The sequence below is a fragment of the Candidatus Electronema sp. JM genome, assembly GCF_048287415.1.
Classification (GTDB): domain Bacteria; phylum Desulfobacterota; class Desulfobulbia; order Desulfobulbales; family Desulfobulbaceae; genus Electronema.
This window is the reverse complement of sequence record NZ_JBLWEN010000053.1, coordinates 1-17,633: the sequence shown is the minus strand read 5'-3', so window position 1 is coordinate 17,633 and position 17,633 is coordinate 1. Positions and strand designations below refer to the sequence as shown.

Below are 17,633 nucleotides of genomic sequence, written 5' to 3'. Positions count from 1 at the left end.
CAACGACTTATAATTAAAAATTGAACAAAATTTTTGAAGCTATTTCAGGAGGATGCCGGGAGCTGTCAACAGCAGCTCCCGGCTGCGCAGCTTATGCTGCAAGACGCAGGGCTTGGATGTCAAAACAGCGGGCAACCAGCTTATGCTCCTGCCAGCGTTTGAGCAGGCGCACCGCGCTCATGGTCACCATCGGCTCGATCAGCACCAGCGGCGCATAGGCGGCGGCGAATTTCGCCCAAGCGAAGAACGGGGTCTCCACCTCCGCAAAGGCCAGCCAGAAGCCGACCATCAGCATCACGCCGCTGTAGTACACTGCGTCCAGCCGGACAATCTCTTTCCAGCTCAGGTCGCGCCGTCCCTCGGCCAGCCGCTTGCCGACGCTGTGATGCACGGCCAGCAGCGGCACGATCAGCGAGAGGCTGTTCACGGCCAGATGCACGAGGTCCTGCGGCTCAAAGAGCAGTCCTTGCAGGAGCAGTCCGAGGGCGAAGCCGTACAGCGTCGGAAAGTAGCCGAGGGTGAGGTAAATCGCCATCGCGCCGACAAAGTGCAGCTCGGACGGCCCGACTGGCATGTGGAACGACTCCATGAAGACCGAGAAGAAGGCGGCGGCCAGCAGAGTCCGCAGCAGCACGGCAGGAGCGCGGAAAGCGTCCTTCAAGTGGCCTGCCAGAACAGCGACGGCGGTGACATTGGCAAAGACGAGCTTGGCCGGGGCGATGAATCCAGGTTCGATGTGCATGATGTGTTTCCCTCCTGAGGAAATAAGGTGAGTGCAAGATGCCGGACGCGCAGGATGAGGCGCGGCGGCGGAGCGGTCTGCAATGCGGCGGAGGGAAGAAGGAAGACAGCGCGGCAGGAAAGGAAGAGGCAGGCACCTGCCGCGCCATCTTGAACGCAGAGTGCCGCCCGCCGCAGCATGTTCAAGCCAACAAGGCCAGAGCCGGTCTCCGGGCTTACGCGCTGGATGTCTGATGCACAGATCATCCGCTTCCGCCGCCTTCCCAGCCTTGCTGGCCAGTGGCATGATGACGGAAGATGACGCGCCTACCGTTGCGGGGGCAGCACCGGAATCACCAACCTTCGGCTGACCGGATTTCCCATTCAGTCCGGGGACAGTTCCCCGAACCGCTCTGACAAAAACACAACGCACAATATATCCAGCGGGTTGCCGGGTGTCAAGCTATTTCACCAGCTGATTCATCTCGAAGATCGGCAGGAGAATGGACATGACAATGAAGCCCACCGCCGCGCCCATCAGCAAAATCATAATCGGCTCAATCATCGCGGTCATAGCCAGCACCTTGGCTTCCACTTCCTTTTCGTAACTGTCCGCCGCCTTGGCCAGCATTTTTTCCAGTGCGCCGCTCTGCTCGCCCACAGCGATCATCTGCACCAGCATGGGTGTGAAATAGGGATTGCCGCGCAGAAAGCCGGACAGACTTTTGCCTTTCTCCAGCTCTGCCGCTGCCTGCTCCAGAATGTCGGTCAGGAGGACATTGCTGAGGATATTCTTGACAATTTGCAGCGTCGTGACAAGCGGCACACCGGATTGCAGCAGGCTGGACATGGTTCTGCTCATGGCGGCGGCGGCGGCTTTAATGTTCAGATCGCCGATCACGGGCAGGGTGAGTTTCATCCTGTCCCAGATGCGCCTGCCGTGCGGATGCTGGAGAAAAAAATAACGCAGGCCGACAAAGACAGCGGCGAGCAGCAGCAGCACTGCCCACCAGTATTGCTGAAGAAAGGCACTGAAGTAGATCAGCAGGGTGGTGGGCAGGGGCAGTGCCTGTTTCCGTTCAATAAAAACTTTGGTGATGGACGGCACAATGAAGGTGATCAAAGCGAAGAGCACGCCTGCTCCGACTAAGGCCATAAATATCGGGTAGATCAGGGCGGCGGAAAGCCGGGCGCGCATGGCCTGCTGCCGCTCGCCAAACTCGGCCAGCCGCTCCAGCACCACGTCAAGCGAGCCGGAAGCCTCGCCCGCCCGCACCATGTTGATATAAACTTTGGAGAAAAGACGCGGATGTTCGGCAAGCGACTCGGTCAGCGAATTTCCTTCATTGACCGAATCCTTGATCTGGGTGATGATCGTTTGCAAGGATTTGCTGCTGGTCTGCTCAATCAGACCGTTGAGGGCAGGCACAAGAGGGATGCCCGCGCCCAGCAGCGTGGCGAGCTGGCGGGTGGCAACATGCACGTCCTGCTGCCGGATGCGCGGCCCGGATTGCAGACTGAACAAGCTGCTTACGCCGCTGTCTTTCCGCCCTTTGCGGCCTTTCGGGGCAGTCTCTTTCAGTTCGACTGGATATTTGCCGAGCTGGCGGATTTTCTGCCGGGCAACAGGCAAGGAGTCGGCATCAAGAACGCCTTTGTGTTTCTTCCCGGCGGCATCAAGGGCAATGTATTCGTAAACAGGCATGAGTGGCTGATAGCTTTGTTTGCACAGGCGGAAATTCCGCTGCTGCACAAACAAATAACAGGCTTGCCCCAACTTTGCAAGAAAATTGCCTTTTCCGCTGGCGCACCGAGCGGCTTGTTGAAGAAGACCGCAAAAGCAAGTAGAATCAAGCGGCCTTGTTGGCGACACCAGAATTTTTTCTTTGGAGGAAGGATATGAGACGAGTTTTCTGCTTGGCAGCGGCTGCGCTGCTTGCTTTTTTGGCAGGTGCTGCGGAACAAGCGCAGGCAACCACAGTCGGACCAGCACAGGCGGGATGGGGACAAGTGGGGGAACTAAGTTTTGCCACCGGGGACGACCTCAGCCTTGCGTTGGATAGAAACGGCACCCCGTATATCGCCTTCAGGAACAGTGCCGATGGCAGCAAGGCCAGTGTGATGAGATTTGATGGCACAAGCTGGGTGCAGGTCGGCGGCGGAGCAGCCTCGACTGGCGCGGCCAGCGATATCAGCCTTGCGTTAGACGGAACCGGCATTCCTTATGTCGCCTTCAGTAATGCTGTTGACGGCGGCAAACTCCGCGTCGTGAAACTCAACAACAGTGATTGGGTGAAAGTCGGAGGTGATACCGACATCTCCAGCAGGGATACCTTAGACATCAGTCTTGCTGTGGACAACAGCGGCACTCCATTTGTTGCTTATAGCGAAAGCGGGGCAGAACCTTGGGATTATGCTCAAGCCACCATGAAGACACTAAACGGCACAGATTGGGGAGCCTTCCGTGGAGCAGGTTTCTCTGTGGATGCAGCTTCATCAGTCAGTCTTGCCTTGAACAGCGACGGTATCCCTCACGTTGCCTATATCTATCAAGATGTGGACGAACGCAAAAAGATCGGTGCGATCAAATATGGAGATACAAGCTGGGTGCCAGTGGGTACGGCAGGATTTGCTGAAGTGGCCGACATCTCTGCCAGCCTTGCCGTGGACAGCAACAGCATTCCTTATGTAGCCTTCAGCGACGCTGCGGACGGAGGCAAGGCCAATGTGTTGCGTTTCAACGGCATAACATGGACGCAGGTCGGCGCGGCTGCTGCCTCTGAAGGCGCGGCAACGAACATTAGCCTTGCTCTGAGCACGAGCGGTGTGCCGTATGTCGCCTATTCAGATGCCGCCAACAGCGGCAAGGTCGGCATCAAGAAGTTGAACGGCACCGCGTGGGAGCAGGTTGGCACAACAGTTTTTCAGAGTGATGCCGACAACATCAACTTAGTCCTCAGCGGCAGCGGCACACCGTATGTTCTTTTCAGCGACATGGAGAGCAAAATCAGCGTGATGAAATACAGCAACAACATAGCCATGCCGTGGCTGGATCTGTTGCTGCATAAGAAATAGCTTTCACAAATCCAGCCCGGTTGTGTCCTCGTTGAGCAGCTCGCAGCCGTTATCGCGCACCACCGCCATGTTTTCCAGCCGGATGCCGCCCCAGCCGGGAATGTAGATGCCCGGCTCGATGGTGACAATCATTCCCGCCCTTAGCCGCTTCCGGCAGCGCGGGCTGAGGCGTGGGGCCTCATGGACGGCCAGACCGACTCCGTGCCCAAGCCCGTGGCCGAAGCAGCGGCCATAGCCTGCGTCGTTGATGACCTGCCGCGCCGCCTGATCCACATCCCGGCAGACCGCGCCGGCCCGGATCGCCTTGACCGCCGCAAGCTGGGCCTTGCGTGCTGTCCGCAGCCGTTCAAGGAACATGCTGTCCGGCTGGCCGTGGAACAGAGTACGGGTCATGTCCGAGCAATAGCCGTCCAGCACTAAGCCCATATCTATCAGCACCAGCTCGTTTTCTTGCAGCACCCGGTTGGATGGCACGGCATGAGGTTTGGCGGCATTTGCACCAAAAGCGACAATGGTGTCAAAGCTGGGCCGCTCCGCGCCGTGCTGGCGCATCGTGGTGTCAAGTGCCAAGGCGAGATCAATTTCTGTAATCCCGGTCTTGATTCTGCCGAGCGCCTGTTGAAAGACCTCCTCGTTGCGCCTGACCGAGGCTCTCAGCAGGCTGATTTCTTCCTCGCTCTTCACTTCACGCAGTTGCTCAACTAAGCCAGTAAGCGGCACCAGTTCGACCTGTTTCCCCAGCACCGTCTCCATTCTGCCGACGCTTGAATGCAGCATGTAATGGCTCTCAAAGGCCAGCCGTTTCACATCCAAGGAAGGCAGCAGCGTTTTAAGCAGAAGAGACAAGCCCTTGCGGTACAGCTCCACCCTGAAGCCTGCGGCTTCCTCTTTGGCTTGCAGCTCAAAACGGGAATCGGTGAGAAGAAAGGGGCCGCCTTTCTTCGGAATCAGCAGCACGCCGGAGCTTTCCTGAATGCCGTGATCGGCAGGCGTGTAGCCGCTCAGATAGCGGCGGTTGCTTGGCTCAGTGATGAGAATGGCATCAAGACCGCGTCCTCGCAACGAGGCTTGAATTTTGTGAATGCGCTGCTGGATCATAAAAGCATCTCCTTCGCCATTCTGCTGATGGCGGTATAATCTGTCTTTCCGCTGCCAAGAAGTGGAATAGCTGCCACTTGCTGCACCAGCCGGATGTTGTGCAGCGGCGACAGCCCGGCAGCGCGGATGGCCTGATTCGCCTCCTGCCGGTCAGTGTTCAACGTGGTGAGCAGCACCAATTCCGGGTGCTGCTCGTCGCCGCTGGCCGCCACAGCTAAAATTGGCCCTTCGCCGATCGGATAATGCGTTTCCAATGCCTGCTCAATGGCGGGCAAGGAAATCATTTCGCCGCCAATTTTAACAAAGCGTTTCAGCCGACCAGCAAAGACCAGCACGCCGTCCCGCTCAAACATCAAATCGCCAGTATCATACCAAAGCTGGCCGTCAAATTCGACAAAAGGCGACTTCGCCTCGCCAATATAACCGCCAAAGACATTAGGGCCGCGCACCAGCAGTCGTCCGTTTTTACCCGCCGCCGCAGACTTGCCTGTCTCTGGATCAAGCAGGACGTGCCGCATTGAGGGGAGCAATTTGCCAATAGTGCCCAATTGGGGAGCCGTGAGCGAGTTAACCGATATTAAAGGCGAACACTCCGTCACGCCGTAGCCTTCGCAGAGCACAGTCTGCGGGCATTTCTCCTTCAGCGCAGCAAAAACATGTTCCGGGCATTTTTCCGCCCCGGAGAAAATCAGCCGCAGCGATTGCAATTGCTCCGGTTTGGCCGCCCGCAGCATTCCCTGCAAAAACGTAGGAGTAGCGATCAGCGCGGTTGTGCCGTATGCCGCCGTCATCCGCGCCAGCATCGCGCCTTCGGTGGGATTGGGCCAATAAACCGTGCGCAGTCCAGAACAGAGCGGTAAAATCACGGTTCCGGCCAAACCCAGCGAATGAAAAACCGGCAGTATGCCCAGCAGCCGGTCATTGGAGGAAAGTGAGAGCACTTGGGCGAAATCGCGCAGATTTGCCAAAAAATTGGCATGAGTGAGCGGCACTGCTTTTGGACGGGCTTCCGAGCCGGAAGTGAAAAGGATGGCGGCATTTTCGGCAATTTTTGCCTGCCGTAGTTGCCGCCACGAAAAGCGGCTTTTGAGCAGGGCGGCTATTTTTTGGCCAACAGTGATTTCAGCAGCCATATCTTCTAAATAACACCACGTCACGCTAACTTGCTCCAGCGCGATGCCCTGCCCAGTCAGGCGGCTGGTGAGCGCTTTGGCCGTAATCACCTGCGTTGCACCGACCACGCCCAGCGAGTGCTGCATATTAGCTGTGCCGCTGGTCCAATTGACCATGACCGGCTCTTTGCCGCTGAACACCACGGCCAGCCACGTCACTGCTGCGCCGACCGAACCTGGCAGCATGATGCCGACGCGCTGGCCGGACAGCCGCTCAATTTGCGGCAGCAGGGCGAAAATCCCCATGATGAGCTGCCGCCAGGTTTTATCGCCCCGGATTTGATCAGAAAGAATCACCTGATCAGGCGATTTTTGCGCCTGATTAAGGAACAGCTCGGCGATATTCGCGCCCTCCGGCATGGTCAACGTCCGTTCTTCAACCAGAGCAAACCAGCCAGCGGAAACCGGCTTCAGCTCCGCGCCCGCCAAGGTGGGAATGATGCCGCCTGCCGCGAGAATGCAATCCGCGACCGTTTTCAGGGCTTCCAGATTGTCTGCCGCCACGCCGAATTCCTGCTGAAGCCATGCTCCAAACTCCGCCAACACAATGCTGTCTAAGCCGAGATCGGCAGAGAGATTGTCGCATTCCTGAATGTCCTTGATTCCGGCCAGCTCGCGCAGCTTGTCTGTGACCAAAATGCGGGTGGATTCAGGAATCTTGCTGGTGTCCTTGTCCGCAAACTCCGGCTGGGCCTCGTCGTGATAAATCGGCGCATAGCCCTGCCACCACCAAAGCGGCACCTCGGTATGGCGGTCGGGCTTGCGGTTGTAAAAATCTTCCAGATAGCGGTTGATTACTTGCTTGCCTGCATTGCGGGCAGGAAAATCATCTGGCTCCGTGAATTCCAGCTCAACATGACGGCGCGGCAGAAAAAAAATGCCGCTGGCCAAGACCGCCAGCATCAGTTTGCCGATGTCGCCCAGCAGCGAAGGAATTCCCCGCGCCCGACTAAAGCGACTGCCCCAAAGGCCGCGCAACCGCACCAGCACAATCCGGGCTTCCGGCACCGCGTGGACTATATTGGCCGCGCCGCTGTTCCCGCCGATCACTTCTAAATTGCCCCGGCTGATGCGGCCTGATGGATAGAGCAAAACGTTGTCGCCCCGTTTGAGGGCAGCTATAATTTCTTCAATTCCGGCAAATACTTGCTCCCGCGCCTCTTGGCCTTTGGTGCTCAGGTCTGGAATGCGGATTGCCCGCAATTGTTCCATCAGCCAGCGGAACAGCGGATGCGACGTTTGGTTCTCATCTGCCAGCGGGCGCGGCGCAAAGCTGCGGTGCAGCAGGCTCATGATGATCACCGGATCAATCAAGGCCTGATGATTGGGCAGAAAAAGAATGGGCCGTCGATCATTCCGACGGCTTTTTTTGATCTCCCGCAGTCCAGAAACACGAATGCGGTAGCGGAGACGGAGGAGCAAGGCGAAGAGAAGATTGAGCAGAATTTTCATAATGGCAAATTTTAGAAAAATTACTTCTTTGGTTTATTCCAAAGAAAATAGTAATAAGGAGGGTAACGTCCTTTCCTTTTTTCGCCGAACTTTTGGCCTCGCTCTGTCAATTCATATTCTCCATTATGCAAAGTTAGATAACCTTCTTTCACCAGCATTCCATAAATTTCATGCGTTGCTTTGCCGTAATGGGTCGCAAGTTCGGCGGCAGTCAGCTTTTTCTGTTCCTGCCCATTGCTTGATTCATAGGCTTGGCCAGTTTTCTGCGAAGGATTTATTGCTTCCTCGCTGATGCGGACCAGTCGCCGCACTTCTTCATGCGCCGCATTGTACAGCATTTTATCCTGTGTCGGATGAATCCCGATGCCCATTTCATTGTTGTTCACTTGACTGAAATCATACAGATTCATGCTGGTGACAATGCAGTAATGCTCGCTCAAATAGCACTTGGCATGAAGATTTTTGCAAAAGCTGATTTTTATGTGTTTCTGCCCAGCGAGCCACTGCCGTTCGCTGTCATGCAGCTCTTGTTTGCCATACACAATGCGCACTTCAGCCATCTGCCCGCTTTTATCTTTGAGCAGTTCGCGCAGACGGTCGTTGAGCTTGAGATACGGACTGATGAGAATAAGCTGCTCCTTGGCATCTTTGATCAGCCGCTCCAGCAGCAAATTGATTTCAGTTGTATTGAGAAATTGTGCCATGATGCAAAATGTAGCTGATTTTTTGTAGGGGCGAAAATTTTTTCGCTCTACTACTCAGGATACATGAAAACAGCTCTCCGCCGTTCATCAAACGCAGCCAGCTCTTCCTGCCATGACCGCTCCAGCTCGATAATCTCCGCGCCGTTCTCCACAGCCTCGCGCACAGCCCGGTTGCCAAGAATCAAATCTATCGGCAGTTTCTCGTATTCGTACTCATACGGCGGCTGTTTCCATGCAAAATCCTGCGGATATAAATGCAGCAAGGCCTCCAGCAGGGCAAGGCTGAGGCGGTAGGAAAGAAAACGGCCCGGCTCGGTGACATGGACATGGAAGCCAGCGCAAGGCTTGCCTGCCCATTTGCCGGAAGTCGGCTCGAAAACGAGCGGGCGGAGGACGCAGCCGGGCAGCTCGGTGCGGGCCAGCCGCGCCAGCACCTCCTGCGGCCTGATGAAGGGCGCGCCGACCAGCTCGAAAGGCAGCGTGGTGCCGCGCCCTTCGGAAATATTCGTTCCTTCCCAGATCACTTGGCCGGGATACACCAGCGCGGTCAACGGCGTGGGCATGTTCGGCGAGGGAAAAACCCAAGGCAGGCCGGTGTCAGCGAAAAACATCGAGCGTGTCCAGCCCTGCATCCGCACCACTTCCAGCTCGGCATGAATGCCCATTTCCTGATTGCAGAGCAGGGCCAGCTCGCCCATCGTCAGGCCGTGGCGCATCGGGATTTCATGCAGGCCGACAAAAGAACGCAGCTCCGGGCGGAGCAGGTTTCCTTCGATAATTTGCCCGCCGACCGGATTGGGGCGGTCGAGGACAACAACTTTTTTGCCGCCCGCCGCAGCCTGCTGAAGGCAATAGACCACCGTCCAAATGAAGGTGTAAACCCGCGTGCCCACGTCTTGCAGGTCAATCAGCAGGATGTCGAAATGCTCAAACATCGCGGCAGTCGGCTGGCGCGTCTCGCCGTAGAGCGAGAAAACCGGCAGGCCAGTGGCTGCGTCCGCGCCGTGACCGGACTCAATCATGTTGTCCTGCTTCTCGCTGAAAAAGCCGTGCTGCGGTGAGAAAAGGCAGGCTAATTGGCCGGGAAATGCCTGCATGACAAGGTCGCGGCTGTGGCGGAAACGGCTGTCCGTGGAAGCCTGATTGCAGAGCAAAGCCAGCCGCTTGCCAGCAAAAGAGCGCGGCGGCGCAGCGATGAGTTCTTCGATGCCAAGAGTGGTCATGATGCAGTTATTTCGCTGGAGCTGTTTTCAGTTTGAAAATCACCTTAATATTTTTTTGCAGTGTAATAACTGAAGGGACAAAAAGGAATTCTCCTGCCTGCTGCTGCAGTTTTATCTTCTCAAATTCCGCCGAACTCATGCCAATCCCTATTTTTATTCCCTCATATCCAGCTGCAAGACTATTTGATGACGAGACGATAAATTCAGCATCAGATATCTTTCTGAAATCTTCTTGAGAGACAGAGAAAACTGATTCCACCTCGGCACCAAATCCAGAAGCCATCAATTCAGCTTGCGATTTTGCATTACTGCTCGCCTCTGCGATCAAATCTGCCTCGATCTTTTTTCTGTCAGTTCTGTCAAACATTGTGTTGACGTATATGACATTTTGGAATGCAAGGAGCTTTTTGATAATTTGTTCATATCTGCTGAGTTCCTTCAGCTTCACTGAAAAACTGCGTGTGGCCTCGTAACCTAATATCTTGAGTTGATTGAATGAGTTGATCTTCTGTTCCCGCACCGCCCGTTTATCAATCTGATAAGCGACGATGTCATCTTTGCTGATTTGCTGTTCTGTAAGAAAAACAACTAATTCAGCACAACGTTTTTGCACTGTGTCAAGTGCCTTTTCTGCACTTTCATCGTATTGCTGCACTTTGAATGAAATAGTCGCAATATCAGGCGGTATCTTTTTCTCAGCCTCGCCCTGAGCGTAAACAAAAGGGAAATCAGGGATTTCAAATGCATGAGCATTCATCCCTAATGACAGAGCAATCATAAACGACACCAAGATACATTTTGCCATTTTTCTTTGTAAGGTTAAATTATTGATATAAACAGCCGCTTGCCGACAAAAAAGCGCGGCGATGAGTTCTTCGATGCCGAGAATGGTGATTTATGCTGCTTTGCGCTGATCAAGATGATTTTCCATCGCCTTCTTGCCTGCTGTAATCAGGGCATCAAGGCGATAATCAGGCATATCAAACTCTGTTGTGCCATAGCCCTTTGCCGGGAGACGGCAGATCAGATGCGGATTATTTCTGATCACTTCATTGTCATGTGAGCAGCACATGGTGTTGATGAGCGTGTTCACTCGATTCACGGTCTTCAACTTACCTGAAATGCTGCATTGAATATCATTTTTTTGCTCAGGGACAGGCAGTGTTTCATCAATAAGAAGACCGATCGTGCCCGCATCCTCATCTTTGATCTCAATTCCCATGATTTGTGTTTTGTTGTGATGTCCTTCCGCGTCCTTCTCCACCAGAAAAAGAGGAAAATTAGACAGCATTCCGCCGTCAACAATCCGGTCTCCAGCCATTTCTTCATTCAGGTATTTTCCCCATTCCTCTCGCCAGATCACTTCACTCCAGACAAAAGGAATGCTCATTGACATCCGCACGGCCCAAGCAACGGGACAATCAGGGGCAGTGCGATGATTCAGCACCAATATGCGGCACTTGCTGGTGTTGGATGCCAGCAGGGAAAGGTCAGTGCCTGTTTTTTTATAAAAATCAGATAATGTGATGTCTGAACTCATCTTTTGACTCAACTTGCTCTTCATCCACCGCAAAAACTCCTCGCCAGCATACAAGCCGCCGCATTCAATGAAACAGAAAAGCTGGCGATACGACTGAATATGCAGAAGATTCTCAATGGTTTCTCGTTGAGCTGCCTTTGAAATGAGTTCAATGAAACTGAAGAATAAACTGCTTTCCTTGTCTAACTCTTTAAAGATATCTGAAGTCTCTATAAATTGTTCACAGAATTTTTTCTGTGGAACATCCATAAACGACGTGAAAACTGGAGTGTCATCTTTTTTCTCTTTCACGAATGAATACAGGTCGTCCGGCGTGAAACCAGCGGCCAGCAGGGTGGCAGTGATCGCCCCGGCTGAAGTTCCTATCAACCGGCGGTGCTTGCAGCCTCTTTGATAAAAAGCCTTCATTGCGCCGACAAATGCTGCGCCCTTGGCCCCGCCGCCTTCAAAAACCAGATCATACACATCAGACATTTTCTCCTCCAATATTAGAAGTTACAGCAGATGCTCCACCAATATCTTCACTCCTATCGCCACCAGCACCGCGCCGCCGATCATCTCCATCCTCTTGCCCATTTTCATGCTGGCTTTTTTGCCGATCAGCATGGCGGCTGATGAAAGCAGCGCGGTGATGAGGCCAATCATCACCGAAGGATACCAAATGCTCACTTCCAGCATGGACAGACTGAGACCGACCGCCAGCGCGTCAATGCTGGTGGCGATGCTGAGAAGCACCAAAGTCAGGCCGCGCGAAGGATCATCGGCAATTTTCTCCTCGTCCGCCTCAAATCCCTCCTTGAGCATCCGCCCGCCGACAAAGAGCAGCAGGGCAAAGGCGATCCAATGATCAACCTCCGAAAAATAGACGGCAAATTTCACGCCCGCCGCCCAGCCGAGCACCGGCATGAGAAACTGAAACAGGCCGAAGTGAAACGCCAGCCGTCCGGCGGAGCGGAAATCCTGCACAAAACCTGCGGCGGCAGCGGCCAAAGAGACCGCCGCCGCATCCATCGCCAGCCCGCAGGCAATGACCACAACTTCAAGAAAATTCACAGTGCCTTTTTCTCCTCGGCGTAGGTCTTGCGCAGCTGCACCGGAGTCTTGCTGCCTTTCTTCAGGCGCAGATTGAGCATTTCAACAAAGACCGAGAAGGCCATGGCAAAGTAGATGTATCCTTTGGGGATATGATACTCAAGCCCTTCAACGATCAGGGTGAAGCCGATCAGGAGAAGAAAGCTCAGGGCCAGCATTTTGACCGTCGGATGACGGTTGACGAAGTCGCCAATCGCCTTGGCCAGAAAAACCATGACACAGGAAGAGGCGATGACAGCGGCAATCATGATGTTCACATGATCAACCATGCCCACAGCGGTGATGACCGAGTCCAGCGAGAAAACCACATCAAGCAGAAGTATCTGAATGATCACGCTGAGGAAGGACGGCCCGCTTTTTTTCTGCCCGCCGGAGACATGCTCCTCCTCGCCTTCCAGTTTTTCGTGAATTTCGTGGGTGCTTTTGCCGATCAGGAAGAGGCCGCCGAGGATGAGGATCAGGCTCCGGCCCGTGATATCGTGCTTAAGCACCGAAAACAGCGGCGCGGTCAGGCCGATGATCCACGACAGCGAAAGCAGCAGCAGAATGCGGGTGCCGATGGCCAGCATGATGCCGGTGGTGCGCGCCCGCGCCTGCTCGTGCGGCGGGAGTTTCCCGGCAAGGATGGAGATGAAGATCACGTTGTCCACGCCGAGAACGAGTTCGAGGAGGACAAGGGTGAGGAAGGCGATCCAAGCGTTGGGGTCGGTGAGCCAGTGCATTGCGTTGCTCCTTTTAGTTGTGATTAGACAGAGGTGCATCACAATGTACAGCAGGCTGTCCGCGCTTGTCAATCAAGACCGGCCTGCCGTTCTCCGCCTCCACACCCGAAGCCCGCTTCGCTGAACAGGGCAAAAAATACGGAAAAATCGAAGCGAGCTTCGTCGCGTCGCTCCATTACATCTCGATAAAACAGCCAGTTAACACTATAGCTGCGTCTGGCACGCTGTTTGCAATACCTTGCGCAGAACGTTGCACAGTTTCAACATCAATCTCTTGCACAGGAGCAGGCAGCATGGAAGGCGCATTGGAATACGGCCAGGAACTGGAATTTGAGAATTTCGAGTTTGAGGATGAATGGAGCGGCGAAGGCGAGGTCTTCAGCGAGGCGGAGCTGATGGAGCTGGCAGGCGAGCTGCTGGAAATCAACTCTGAGGCGGAGCTGGATCAGTTTTTGGGCAAGCTGATCAAGAAAGCAGGCAGCGCACTGGGTAAAGTTGTTCGCTCTCCCATCGGCAAAGCAGTAGGTGGCTTTCTTAAAAATGCGGCTAAGAAGGCACTGCCGCTGGCAGGTGCGGCGGTCGGCACCTACTTCGGCGGGCCACTTGGCGCAAAACTTGGACATTCACTTGGTTCATTAGGAGCCAATGCCTTGGAAATGGAAACGCTCAACGCTGAAGACAGAGAATTTGAAGGAGCCAAACAGTTCGTCCGCATGTGCGGAGATGCCGCGAAAACCGCGCTGTCCGCGCCTGCGACTGTCAATCCGCAGGCCGCCGCCAAACAGGCTGTGTCTGCGGCGGTCGCCAAACATGCGCCCGGCTTGCTGACCGGAAAAAAATCTGCCGCTGGAGCACGAAAGTCACGCCGTTCGTCCGGGCCGGTCGTAACTGGCCAGTGGGTGCGCAAGGGCAACAAAATTCTCATCAGCCTGTGAAAGGAGCGATCATGCACGATCTTGATCACGGACGCGCGGAAGCCGAAGCGGAGTTCGAGCAGTATGAGCAGTGGGAAGCTGAAGGCGATCATGAGCAGCTGGAGGCGGACGAGTTTGAATTTGAGGATGCCGAGCTGTATGAGGCTGAACCCGAATCCGAGTCGCTGTTCTGCAAAAACGGCGAGATATGCGAGGCGCAGGAGACTGAGCTGGCCTTGGAGCTGCTGGAGGTGAGCAACGCCGCTGAATTCGAGAACTTTCTCGGCAACTTGGCCCGGCGGGCGGTTCAGGCGGGCAAAGGCATTCTGGCCACGAAAGACATGCAGGCCGTCGGCGGCATTTTGCGCGGAGCGGCCAGAAGAGTGCTGCCGCATGTTGGCAGAGCGGTAGGCGGTCATTTCGGCGGCAAGGAATGGGCCAAGCGCGGGGCGGGATTCGCGACAGGCGTGGGCAAGCTCTTCGGCTTGGAGCTGGAAGGCTTGAGCGGCGAGGATCAGGAATTTGAGGTGGCGAAGAGCTTTGTCCGTTTCGCGGGCAACACGGTGCGCAACATGAGCGGCATGGCTGGCAGCACCGATCCGCTGGCAGCGGCTAAACAAGCCGCAGCCGCAGCCGCCCGTGTTTACGCCCCCGGCCTGCTCACGGCTGGCAGGACGAGGACTGTCGGCGGGCCGTCCGCGCCGCTGCCGTCCGCCTCCGGCCAGAGCGGCCGCTGGCTGCGGCGGGGCAGCAAGATCGTCCTCTACGGTGTCTGACGAGGCCGCCATGCAGCCTTCCGTGCAATGGATGCTTGATCAGGAGGCGCGGGCGTTGCTGACCCGCCTGAACCGGCTCAAGCCGTTCATCCTGACTGAGCCGATGCTGCCAGCGGCCAGCTTGCTGCCCCCGGCTCAGATCGCGATTGAACGCTTTCTGGCCAAGGGGCGGCAGGAGCTGAAGAAAAAGGTGGCGGAGTTTCAGGACTGGCTGAAGAGCGGCGGCGCGGCGGCCACGCCGGAGGAGGCGCAGAAGCGGTTCACCTTCCTGCGGCTGCGCTTCAACGCGGTGCTGACCCAGCTTGATCTCTTCAGCGACGTGATCACCCAGCGCAGCGAGAACGAAAACGGGGTCTGGCTGTCCGGCTTGGATGTGGTTTCGGCGGATGCGCTCGCCATGCCGGAGTATTACCGGATGCCGCCGGTGATCTGCTACTTGGACCGGGGCATCGGCGCAGCCATCCGCCGCGCCCGCACCCGATTGCCAGGCGGTGGAGAAAACCCGGTGGCCATCATCCGTGTCCCCCGCGAGCGGATGATCGGCAGCGGCATCGCCTCGTCCTTGGTGCATGAGGTCGGGCATCAAGGCTCGGTGCTGCTGGAGCTGATTCCGTCCCTGCGGCCTGTGCTCCAAGAGCAGGGCCGCAAGCGCGGCGGAGCGCAGGAATGGCTGCTCTTTGACCGCTGGATTTCAGAGATTCTGGCGGATTTCTGGTCAGTGGCGCGGGTGGGCGTGGTCGGGCTGCCGAGGCCCTTTGTCTTCCGCCTGAATTTGGACGATCCGCATCCGATGCCGTGGCTGCGGGTCAAGTTGAGCTGCGCGATTGGCAAAGCGTTGTATCCGCATCCGCAGTGGCAGGGCATCGCCGCAATGTGGGAGTCATTTTACCCGCTGGCAGAGCTGGATGCGGAACGGCGCGGCGTGATTGCCGCTGTTGAGGCCGCCTTGCCGCAGTTCATTGAGCTGCTGGTGGAGCACCGGCCCAAGTCGCTGCGCGGCAAAACGTTGCGCGAGGCGATGCAGATCGAAGCGCGGCAGCCTGCGCGGCTGGCTGCGCTGTTCAAAGAATGGGTGCAAGAACCGGCCAAGATGTACCGGGAAGCACCCGCGCTGGCCTTTGCGGTGCTGGGCCAAGCGAAGATGGACAAGATGCTGAGTCCAGAGGATGAAGCTGATCTTCTGGCCAAGCTGCTGAATTACTGGGCGATGCGCAGCACGCTGGATATGTCGGGCGTGCTGCATGAACTGACTTATGACGCTGGGACAAGCGTTTATTGATACCGTTAGGAGCAGATAAAATGGCACCATATGAAGATTATACCATTAGACCTGAAAAAGCGGATGTTACGGCTGGCGAATTCGTCAGGTTTATCCTGAAAGACGCATTGGGAAATATTATACCACCTGTTCCAGAAACTAAGATACTTGTCTTTGACGACAAAATCGACTCCGATAAACCATATAAAGTCATTTATATTGATGATGTTAAAGGTATTGATCCATTGGATACAACTGGATTTGCATCCGGCTCTTACAAGGTTAGATGGTGTGGCCATTGTAATATAGATGATGTAAGTCCAAAAAAATTGCTACGTGGAACCTGTGTGGCCTGCATTGGTTCTGAAAACAATAATCATATAGCAGATACACGATTCAATATAATATCTGTTTCGCAGCGAAGCGATGTCACGCTGCATCGCACGGCGAGTCATCCTACCAAGGACCAAGCACTTTGGGCTGCCATCCGCAACAGCACGGAAGCTATCAGCTTTGAACGCTACCAGCGGTTCATTGATCTGATTTTTGACGGTCGCCACGGTCATCATCACGACCGCCAAGGGCATCAAGATGATCAGCATCATCATTCAGCTACGAAGAAACTTAACAGGATGCTACAGCATGTTCCCAGTTATCTCAACATCAACGGGCCTTACGCCTACACTCTCTTGAAGCTGGCAACGCAAGCCTTTCTGACGCTTCAGTCAGGCATGAAGCATGATCATAAAAATCATCACGACGAATCGTCGCTGCTGAGAGAGCGGGATATTAACCAAGACGAGCTTTTTGACAAAGATATGGAAGCACTTCGGCTCGACAGATCCTCCGTCAGCTTTGAAGAGCTAAAAGTCCAGCTTTCTGGATATTTAGGCGACAATCATGCGCTTCCTTACATGGACCGCATTGTAGGCGCCATGCTGGCGGTCGATCCAGACCAGCATATCAAAAAGCAGCTTCACAGCTATCACGGCATTCTCCGGCACCGTGCCACGCAGCCTATTTTGATTGAACTCATCTGGCCGTACTGGCATGAGGAAGGAATGCTGGCTCAGACTATGAACGCCATTGCTCTGCGCTTTCAGAACCAGCGTTCCGGGCCGAATGATCCGCTGGCCGAGCTGGAGATTGACCCGCTGCGTCCGCTCAACAACATGATCTGGGGCTTTGTGCAGGACAGATACAACCAGCTTTCGGTGAGCAGACGGGCAGCGGAATACGATCATCAGTACGGCCTGCGCTTGCTTGGCCGGGCTATACCGGAACTCAGCTCCGCCGACAGCCGCTCCAAATTCATCGAGGCCTTCCATAACCTGCTCTACCGGACTGCTGTTTTCTACCGCGAGGATGCCGACACCACAGTTGTGTCCAACGCCTTCCCGCTGCTCAACGCCCTCAAGGACGTGCATCTGCTCTTGGCCGAAGGGGCGCACAACCAGTACGGCGACCTGCCGTGGACAGCGCGGGCCGAGATGCTCACTCAGCAGTGGATGCTGGCCCGGCCTGAGATGCGCGAGTTCCTGCGGGGCCGCCACATGGTGCCGTATCAGGAAACGTGGATGGGCGCGGTGGACGCGATGAAGAAGCTGCAAGGCTGGACCGACACCACGGTTTCCCACTTTCACGAGCTGGCGGTGGACGGCGAGCGCATCCTGCTTTCCATCCGCTTCGGCGACTGGAGCGACGATCTCAATCTGACCGAAGACAACGCCCGCAACTGGGCGCGGTACTGGAAGCCGGAGATTCAGCGCTATAGCTGTAGCATAATAAATTGACTACAGGTCAAGCTGCTGAAAGAGATCATCAACAGAACAGCCAAGTTTTCTTCTGCGGGCTTTTGCTTGTGCCCATTTATTTTCAATCGGATTG

General features: G+C 55.4%; 16 protein-coding genes and 1 riboswitch. Of the genes, 5 read left to right on the top strand and 11 right to left on the bottom strand.

The genetic code is table 11. From position 1 onward, the window contains the following. Positions 1-91: 91 nt before the first annotated feature. Both ACNKH6_RS11155 and gspF read right to left on the bottom strand, forming a co-directional pair. Positions 92-742, bottom strand: a complete 651-nt coding sequence (locus tag ACNKH6_RS11155; RefSeq protein ID WP_417915638.1) for an energy-coupling factor ABC transporter permease — start codon at positions 740-742, stop codon at positions 92-94. Between the two features lie 181 nt (positions 743-923). Next, positions 924-1,151, bottom strand: a riboswitch (cobalamin riboswitch). A gap of 32 nt (positions 1,152-1,183) precedes the next feature. Next, positions 1,184-2,425 (bottom strand): type II secretion system inner membrane protein GspF, encoded by a 1,242-nt coding sequence (gene gspF, locus ACNKH6_RS11150; protein ID WP_417915637.1) that lies wholly within the window; start codon positions 2,423-2,425, stop codon positions 1,184-1,186. Positions 2,426-2,619: 194 nt separating this feature from the next. Here gspF and ACNKH6_RS11145 point away from each other — a divergent pair, with 194 nt between their 5' ends. Continuing rightward, positions 2,620-3,795 carry a hypothetical protein gene (locus ACNKH6_RS11145; RefSeq protein ID WP_417915636.1) on the top strand — a complete coding sequence of 392 codons (1,176 nt, stop codon included), beginning with the start codon at positions 2,620-2,622 and terminating at the stop codon, positions 3,793-3,795. A gap of 3 nt (positions 3,796-3,798) precedes the next feature. On the opposite strand, the gene ACNKH6_RS11140 is transcribed toward ACNKH6_RS11145, so the two are convergent. The 8 genes from ACNKH6_RS11140 to ACNKH6_RS11105 form a co-directional block, all read right to left on the bottom strand. Further along, the gene (locus tag ACNKH6_RS11140; protein ID WP_417915635.1) at positions 3,799-4,893 is read right to left on the bottom strand and encodes a M24 family metallopeptidase; all 1,095 of its coding nucleotides are present in this window, start codon (positions 4,891-4,893) and stop codon (positions 3,799-3,801) included. Then, a complete protein-coding gene (locus tag ACNKH6_RS11135; protein ID WP_417915634.1) occupies positions 4,890-7,517 on the bottom strand; it encodes an AMP-binding protein in 2,628 nt (875 codons plus the stop codon). Before ACNKH6_RS11135 ends, ACNKH6_RS11140 begins: the two co-directional genes overlap by 4 nt. 20 nt (positions 7,518-7,537) lie before the next feature. Continuing rightward, positions 7,538-8,221: a phospholipase D family protein gene (locus ACNKH6_RS11130; RefSeq protein ID WP_417915633.1), complete on the bottom strand. Its 684-nt coding sequence runs from the start codon at positions 8,219-8,221 to the stop codon at positions 7,538-7,540. Positions 8,222-8,271: 50 nt separating this feature from the next. Then, the gene (locus tag ACNKH6_RS11125) at positions 8,272-9,444 is read right to left on the bottom strand and encodes an exo-beta-N-acetylmuramidase NamZ domain-containing protein (protein ID WP_417915632.1); all 1,173 of its coding nucleotides are present in this window, start codon (positions 9,442-9,444) and stop codon (positions 8,272-8,274) included. Positions 9,445-9,451: 7 nt separating this feature from the next. After that, a complete protein-coding gene (locus ACNKH6_RS11120) occupies positions 9,452-10,222 on the bottom strand; it encodes an SIMPL domain-containing protein (protein ID WP_417915631.1) in 771 nt (256 codons plus the stop codon). Between the two features lie 117 nt (positions 10,223-10,339). Further along, positions 10,340-11,458 (bottom strand): patatin-like phospholipase family protein, encoded by a 1,119-nt coding sequence (locus tag ACNKH6_RS11115; protein WP_417915630.1) that lies wholly within the window; start codon positions 11,456-11,458, stop codon positions 10,340-10,342. A gap of 21 nt (positions 11,459-11,479) precedes the next feature. Further along, positions 11,480-12,037, bottom strand: coding sequence for a manganese efflux pump MntP family protein (locus ACNKH6_RS11110; protein ID WP_417915629.1), 558 nt, complete (start codon positions 12,035-12,037; stop codon positions 11,480-11,482). Beyond that, positions 12,034-12,798 carry a TerC family protein gene (locus ACNKH6_RS11105; protein ID WP_417915628.1) on the bottom strand — a complete coding sequence of 255 codons (765 nt, stop codon included), beginning with the start codon at positions 12,796-12,798 and terminating at the stop codon, positions 12,034-12,036. Before ACNKH6_RS11105 ends, ACNKH6_RS11110 begins: the two co-directional genes overlap by 4 nt. A gap of 293 nt (positions 12,799-13,091) precedes the next feature. Here ACNKH6_RS11105 and ACNKH6_RS11100 point away from each other — a divergent pair, with 293 nt between their 5' ends. From ACNKH6_RS11100 to ACNKH6_RS11090, 3 genes are read left to right on the top strand one after another with little or no spacing between them, the layout of a single operon-like run. Further along, entirely contained in the window at positions 13,092-13,733 is a 642-nt protein-coding gene (locus ACNKH6_RS11100) for a hypothetical protein (protein WP_417915627.1), read from the top strand. A gap of 11 nt (positions 13,734-13,744) precedes the next feature. After that, on the top strand, positions 13,745-14,488 hold the full coding sequence (locus ACNKH6_RS11095) for a hypothetical protein (protein WP_417915626.1): 744 nt from the start codon (positions 13,745-13,747) through the stop codon (positions 14,486-14,488). 10 nt (positions 14,489-14,498) lie between these two features. Continuing rightward, positions 14,499-15,767, top strand: a complete 1,269-nt coding sequence (locus tag ACNKH6_RS11090) for a hypothetical protein (RefSeq protein ID WP_417915625.1) — start codon at positions 14,499-14,501, stop codon at positions 15,765-15,767. Positions 15,768-16,078: 311 nt separating this feature from the next. On the opposite strand, the gene ACNKH6_RS11085 is transcribed toward ACNKH6_RS11090, so the two are convergent. Further along, positions 16,079-16,354 (bottom strand): hypothetical protein, encoded by a 276-nt coding sequence (locus ACNKH6_RS11085; protein ID WP_417915624.1) that lies wholly within the window; start codon positions 16,352-16,354, stop codon positions 16,079-16,081. A 123-nt stretch (positions 16,355-16,477) separates the two neighbouring features. Here ACNKH6_RS11085 and ACNKH6_RS11080 point away from each other — a divergent pair, with 123 nt between their 5' ends. Next, positions 16,478-17,539, top strand: a complete 1,062-nt coding sequence (locus ACNKH6_RS11080; protein ID WP_417915623.1) for a hypothetical protein — start codon at positions 16,478-16,480, stop codon at positions 17,537-17,539. Positions 17,540-17,633 lie beyond the last annotated feature (94 nt).

Coding starts and splice junctions, on each gene's coding strand:
- ACNKH6_RS11155 (WP_417915638.1), bottom strand. CDS start 742: ATGCACATCGAACCTGGATTCATCGCCCCGGCCAAGCTCGTCTTTGCC.
- gspF (WP_417915637.1), bottom strand. CDS start 2,425: ATGCCTGTTTACGAATACATTGCCCTTGATGCCGCCGGGAAGAAACAC.
- ACNKH6_RS11145 (WP_417915636.1), top strand. CDS start 2,620: ATGAGACGAGTTTTCTGCTTGGCAGCGGCTGCGCTGCTTGCTTTTTTG.
- ACNKH6_RS11140 (WP_417915635.1), bottom strand. CDS start 4,893: ATGATCCAGCAGCGCATTCACAAAATTCAAGCCTCGTTGCGAGGACGC.
- ACNKH6_RS11135 (WP_417915634.1), bottom strand. CDS start 7,517: ATGAAAATTCTGCTCAATCTTCTCTTCGCCTTGCTCCTCCGTCTCCGC.
- ACNKH6_RS11130 (WP_417915633.1), bottom strand. CDS start 8,221: ATGGCACAATTTCTCAATACAACTGAAATCAATTTGCTGCTGGAGCGG.
- ACNKH6_RS11125 (WP_417915632.1), bottom strand. CDS start 9,444: ATGACCACTCTTGGCATCGAAGAACTCATCGCTGCGCCGCCGCGCTCT.
- ACNKH6_RS11120 (WP_417915631.1), bottom strand. CDS start 10,222: ATGATTGCTCTGTCATTAGGGATGAATGCTCATGCATTTGAAATCCCT.
- ACNKH6_RS11115 (WP_417915630.1), bottom strand. CDS start 11,458: ATGTCTGATGTGTATGATCTGGTTTTTGAAGGCGGCGGGGCCAAGGGC.
- ACNKH6_RS11105 (WP_417915628.1), bottom strand. CDS start 12,798: ATGCACTGGCTCACCGACCCCAACGCTTGGATCGCCTTCCTCACCCTT.
- ACNKH6_RS11100 (WP_417915627.1), top strand. CDS start 13,092: ATGGAAGGCGCATTGGAATACGGCCAGGAACTGGAATTTGAGAATTTC.
- ACNKH6_RS11095 (WP_417915626.1), top strand. CDS start 13,745: ATGCACGATCTTGATCACGGACGCGCGGAAGCCGAAGCGGAGTTCGAG.
- ACNKH6_RS11090 (WP_417915625.1), top strand. CDS start 14,499: ATGCAGCCTTCCGTGCAATGGATGCTTGATCAGGAGGCGCGGGCGTTG.
- ACNKH6_RS11085 (WP_417915624.1), bottom strand. CDS start 16,354: ATGATGATGCTGATCATCTTGATGCCCTTGGCGGTCGTGATGATGACC.
- ACNKH6_RS11080 (WP_417915623.1), top strand. CDS start 16,478: ATGAAGCATGATCATAAAAATCATCACGACGAATCGTCGCTGCTGAGA.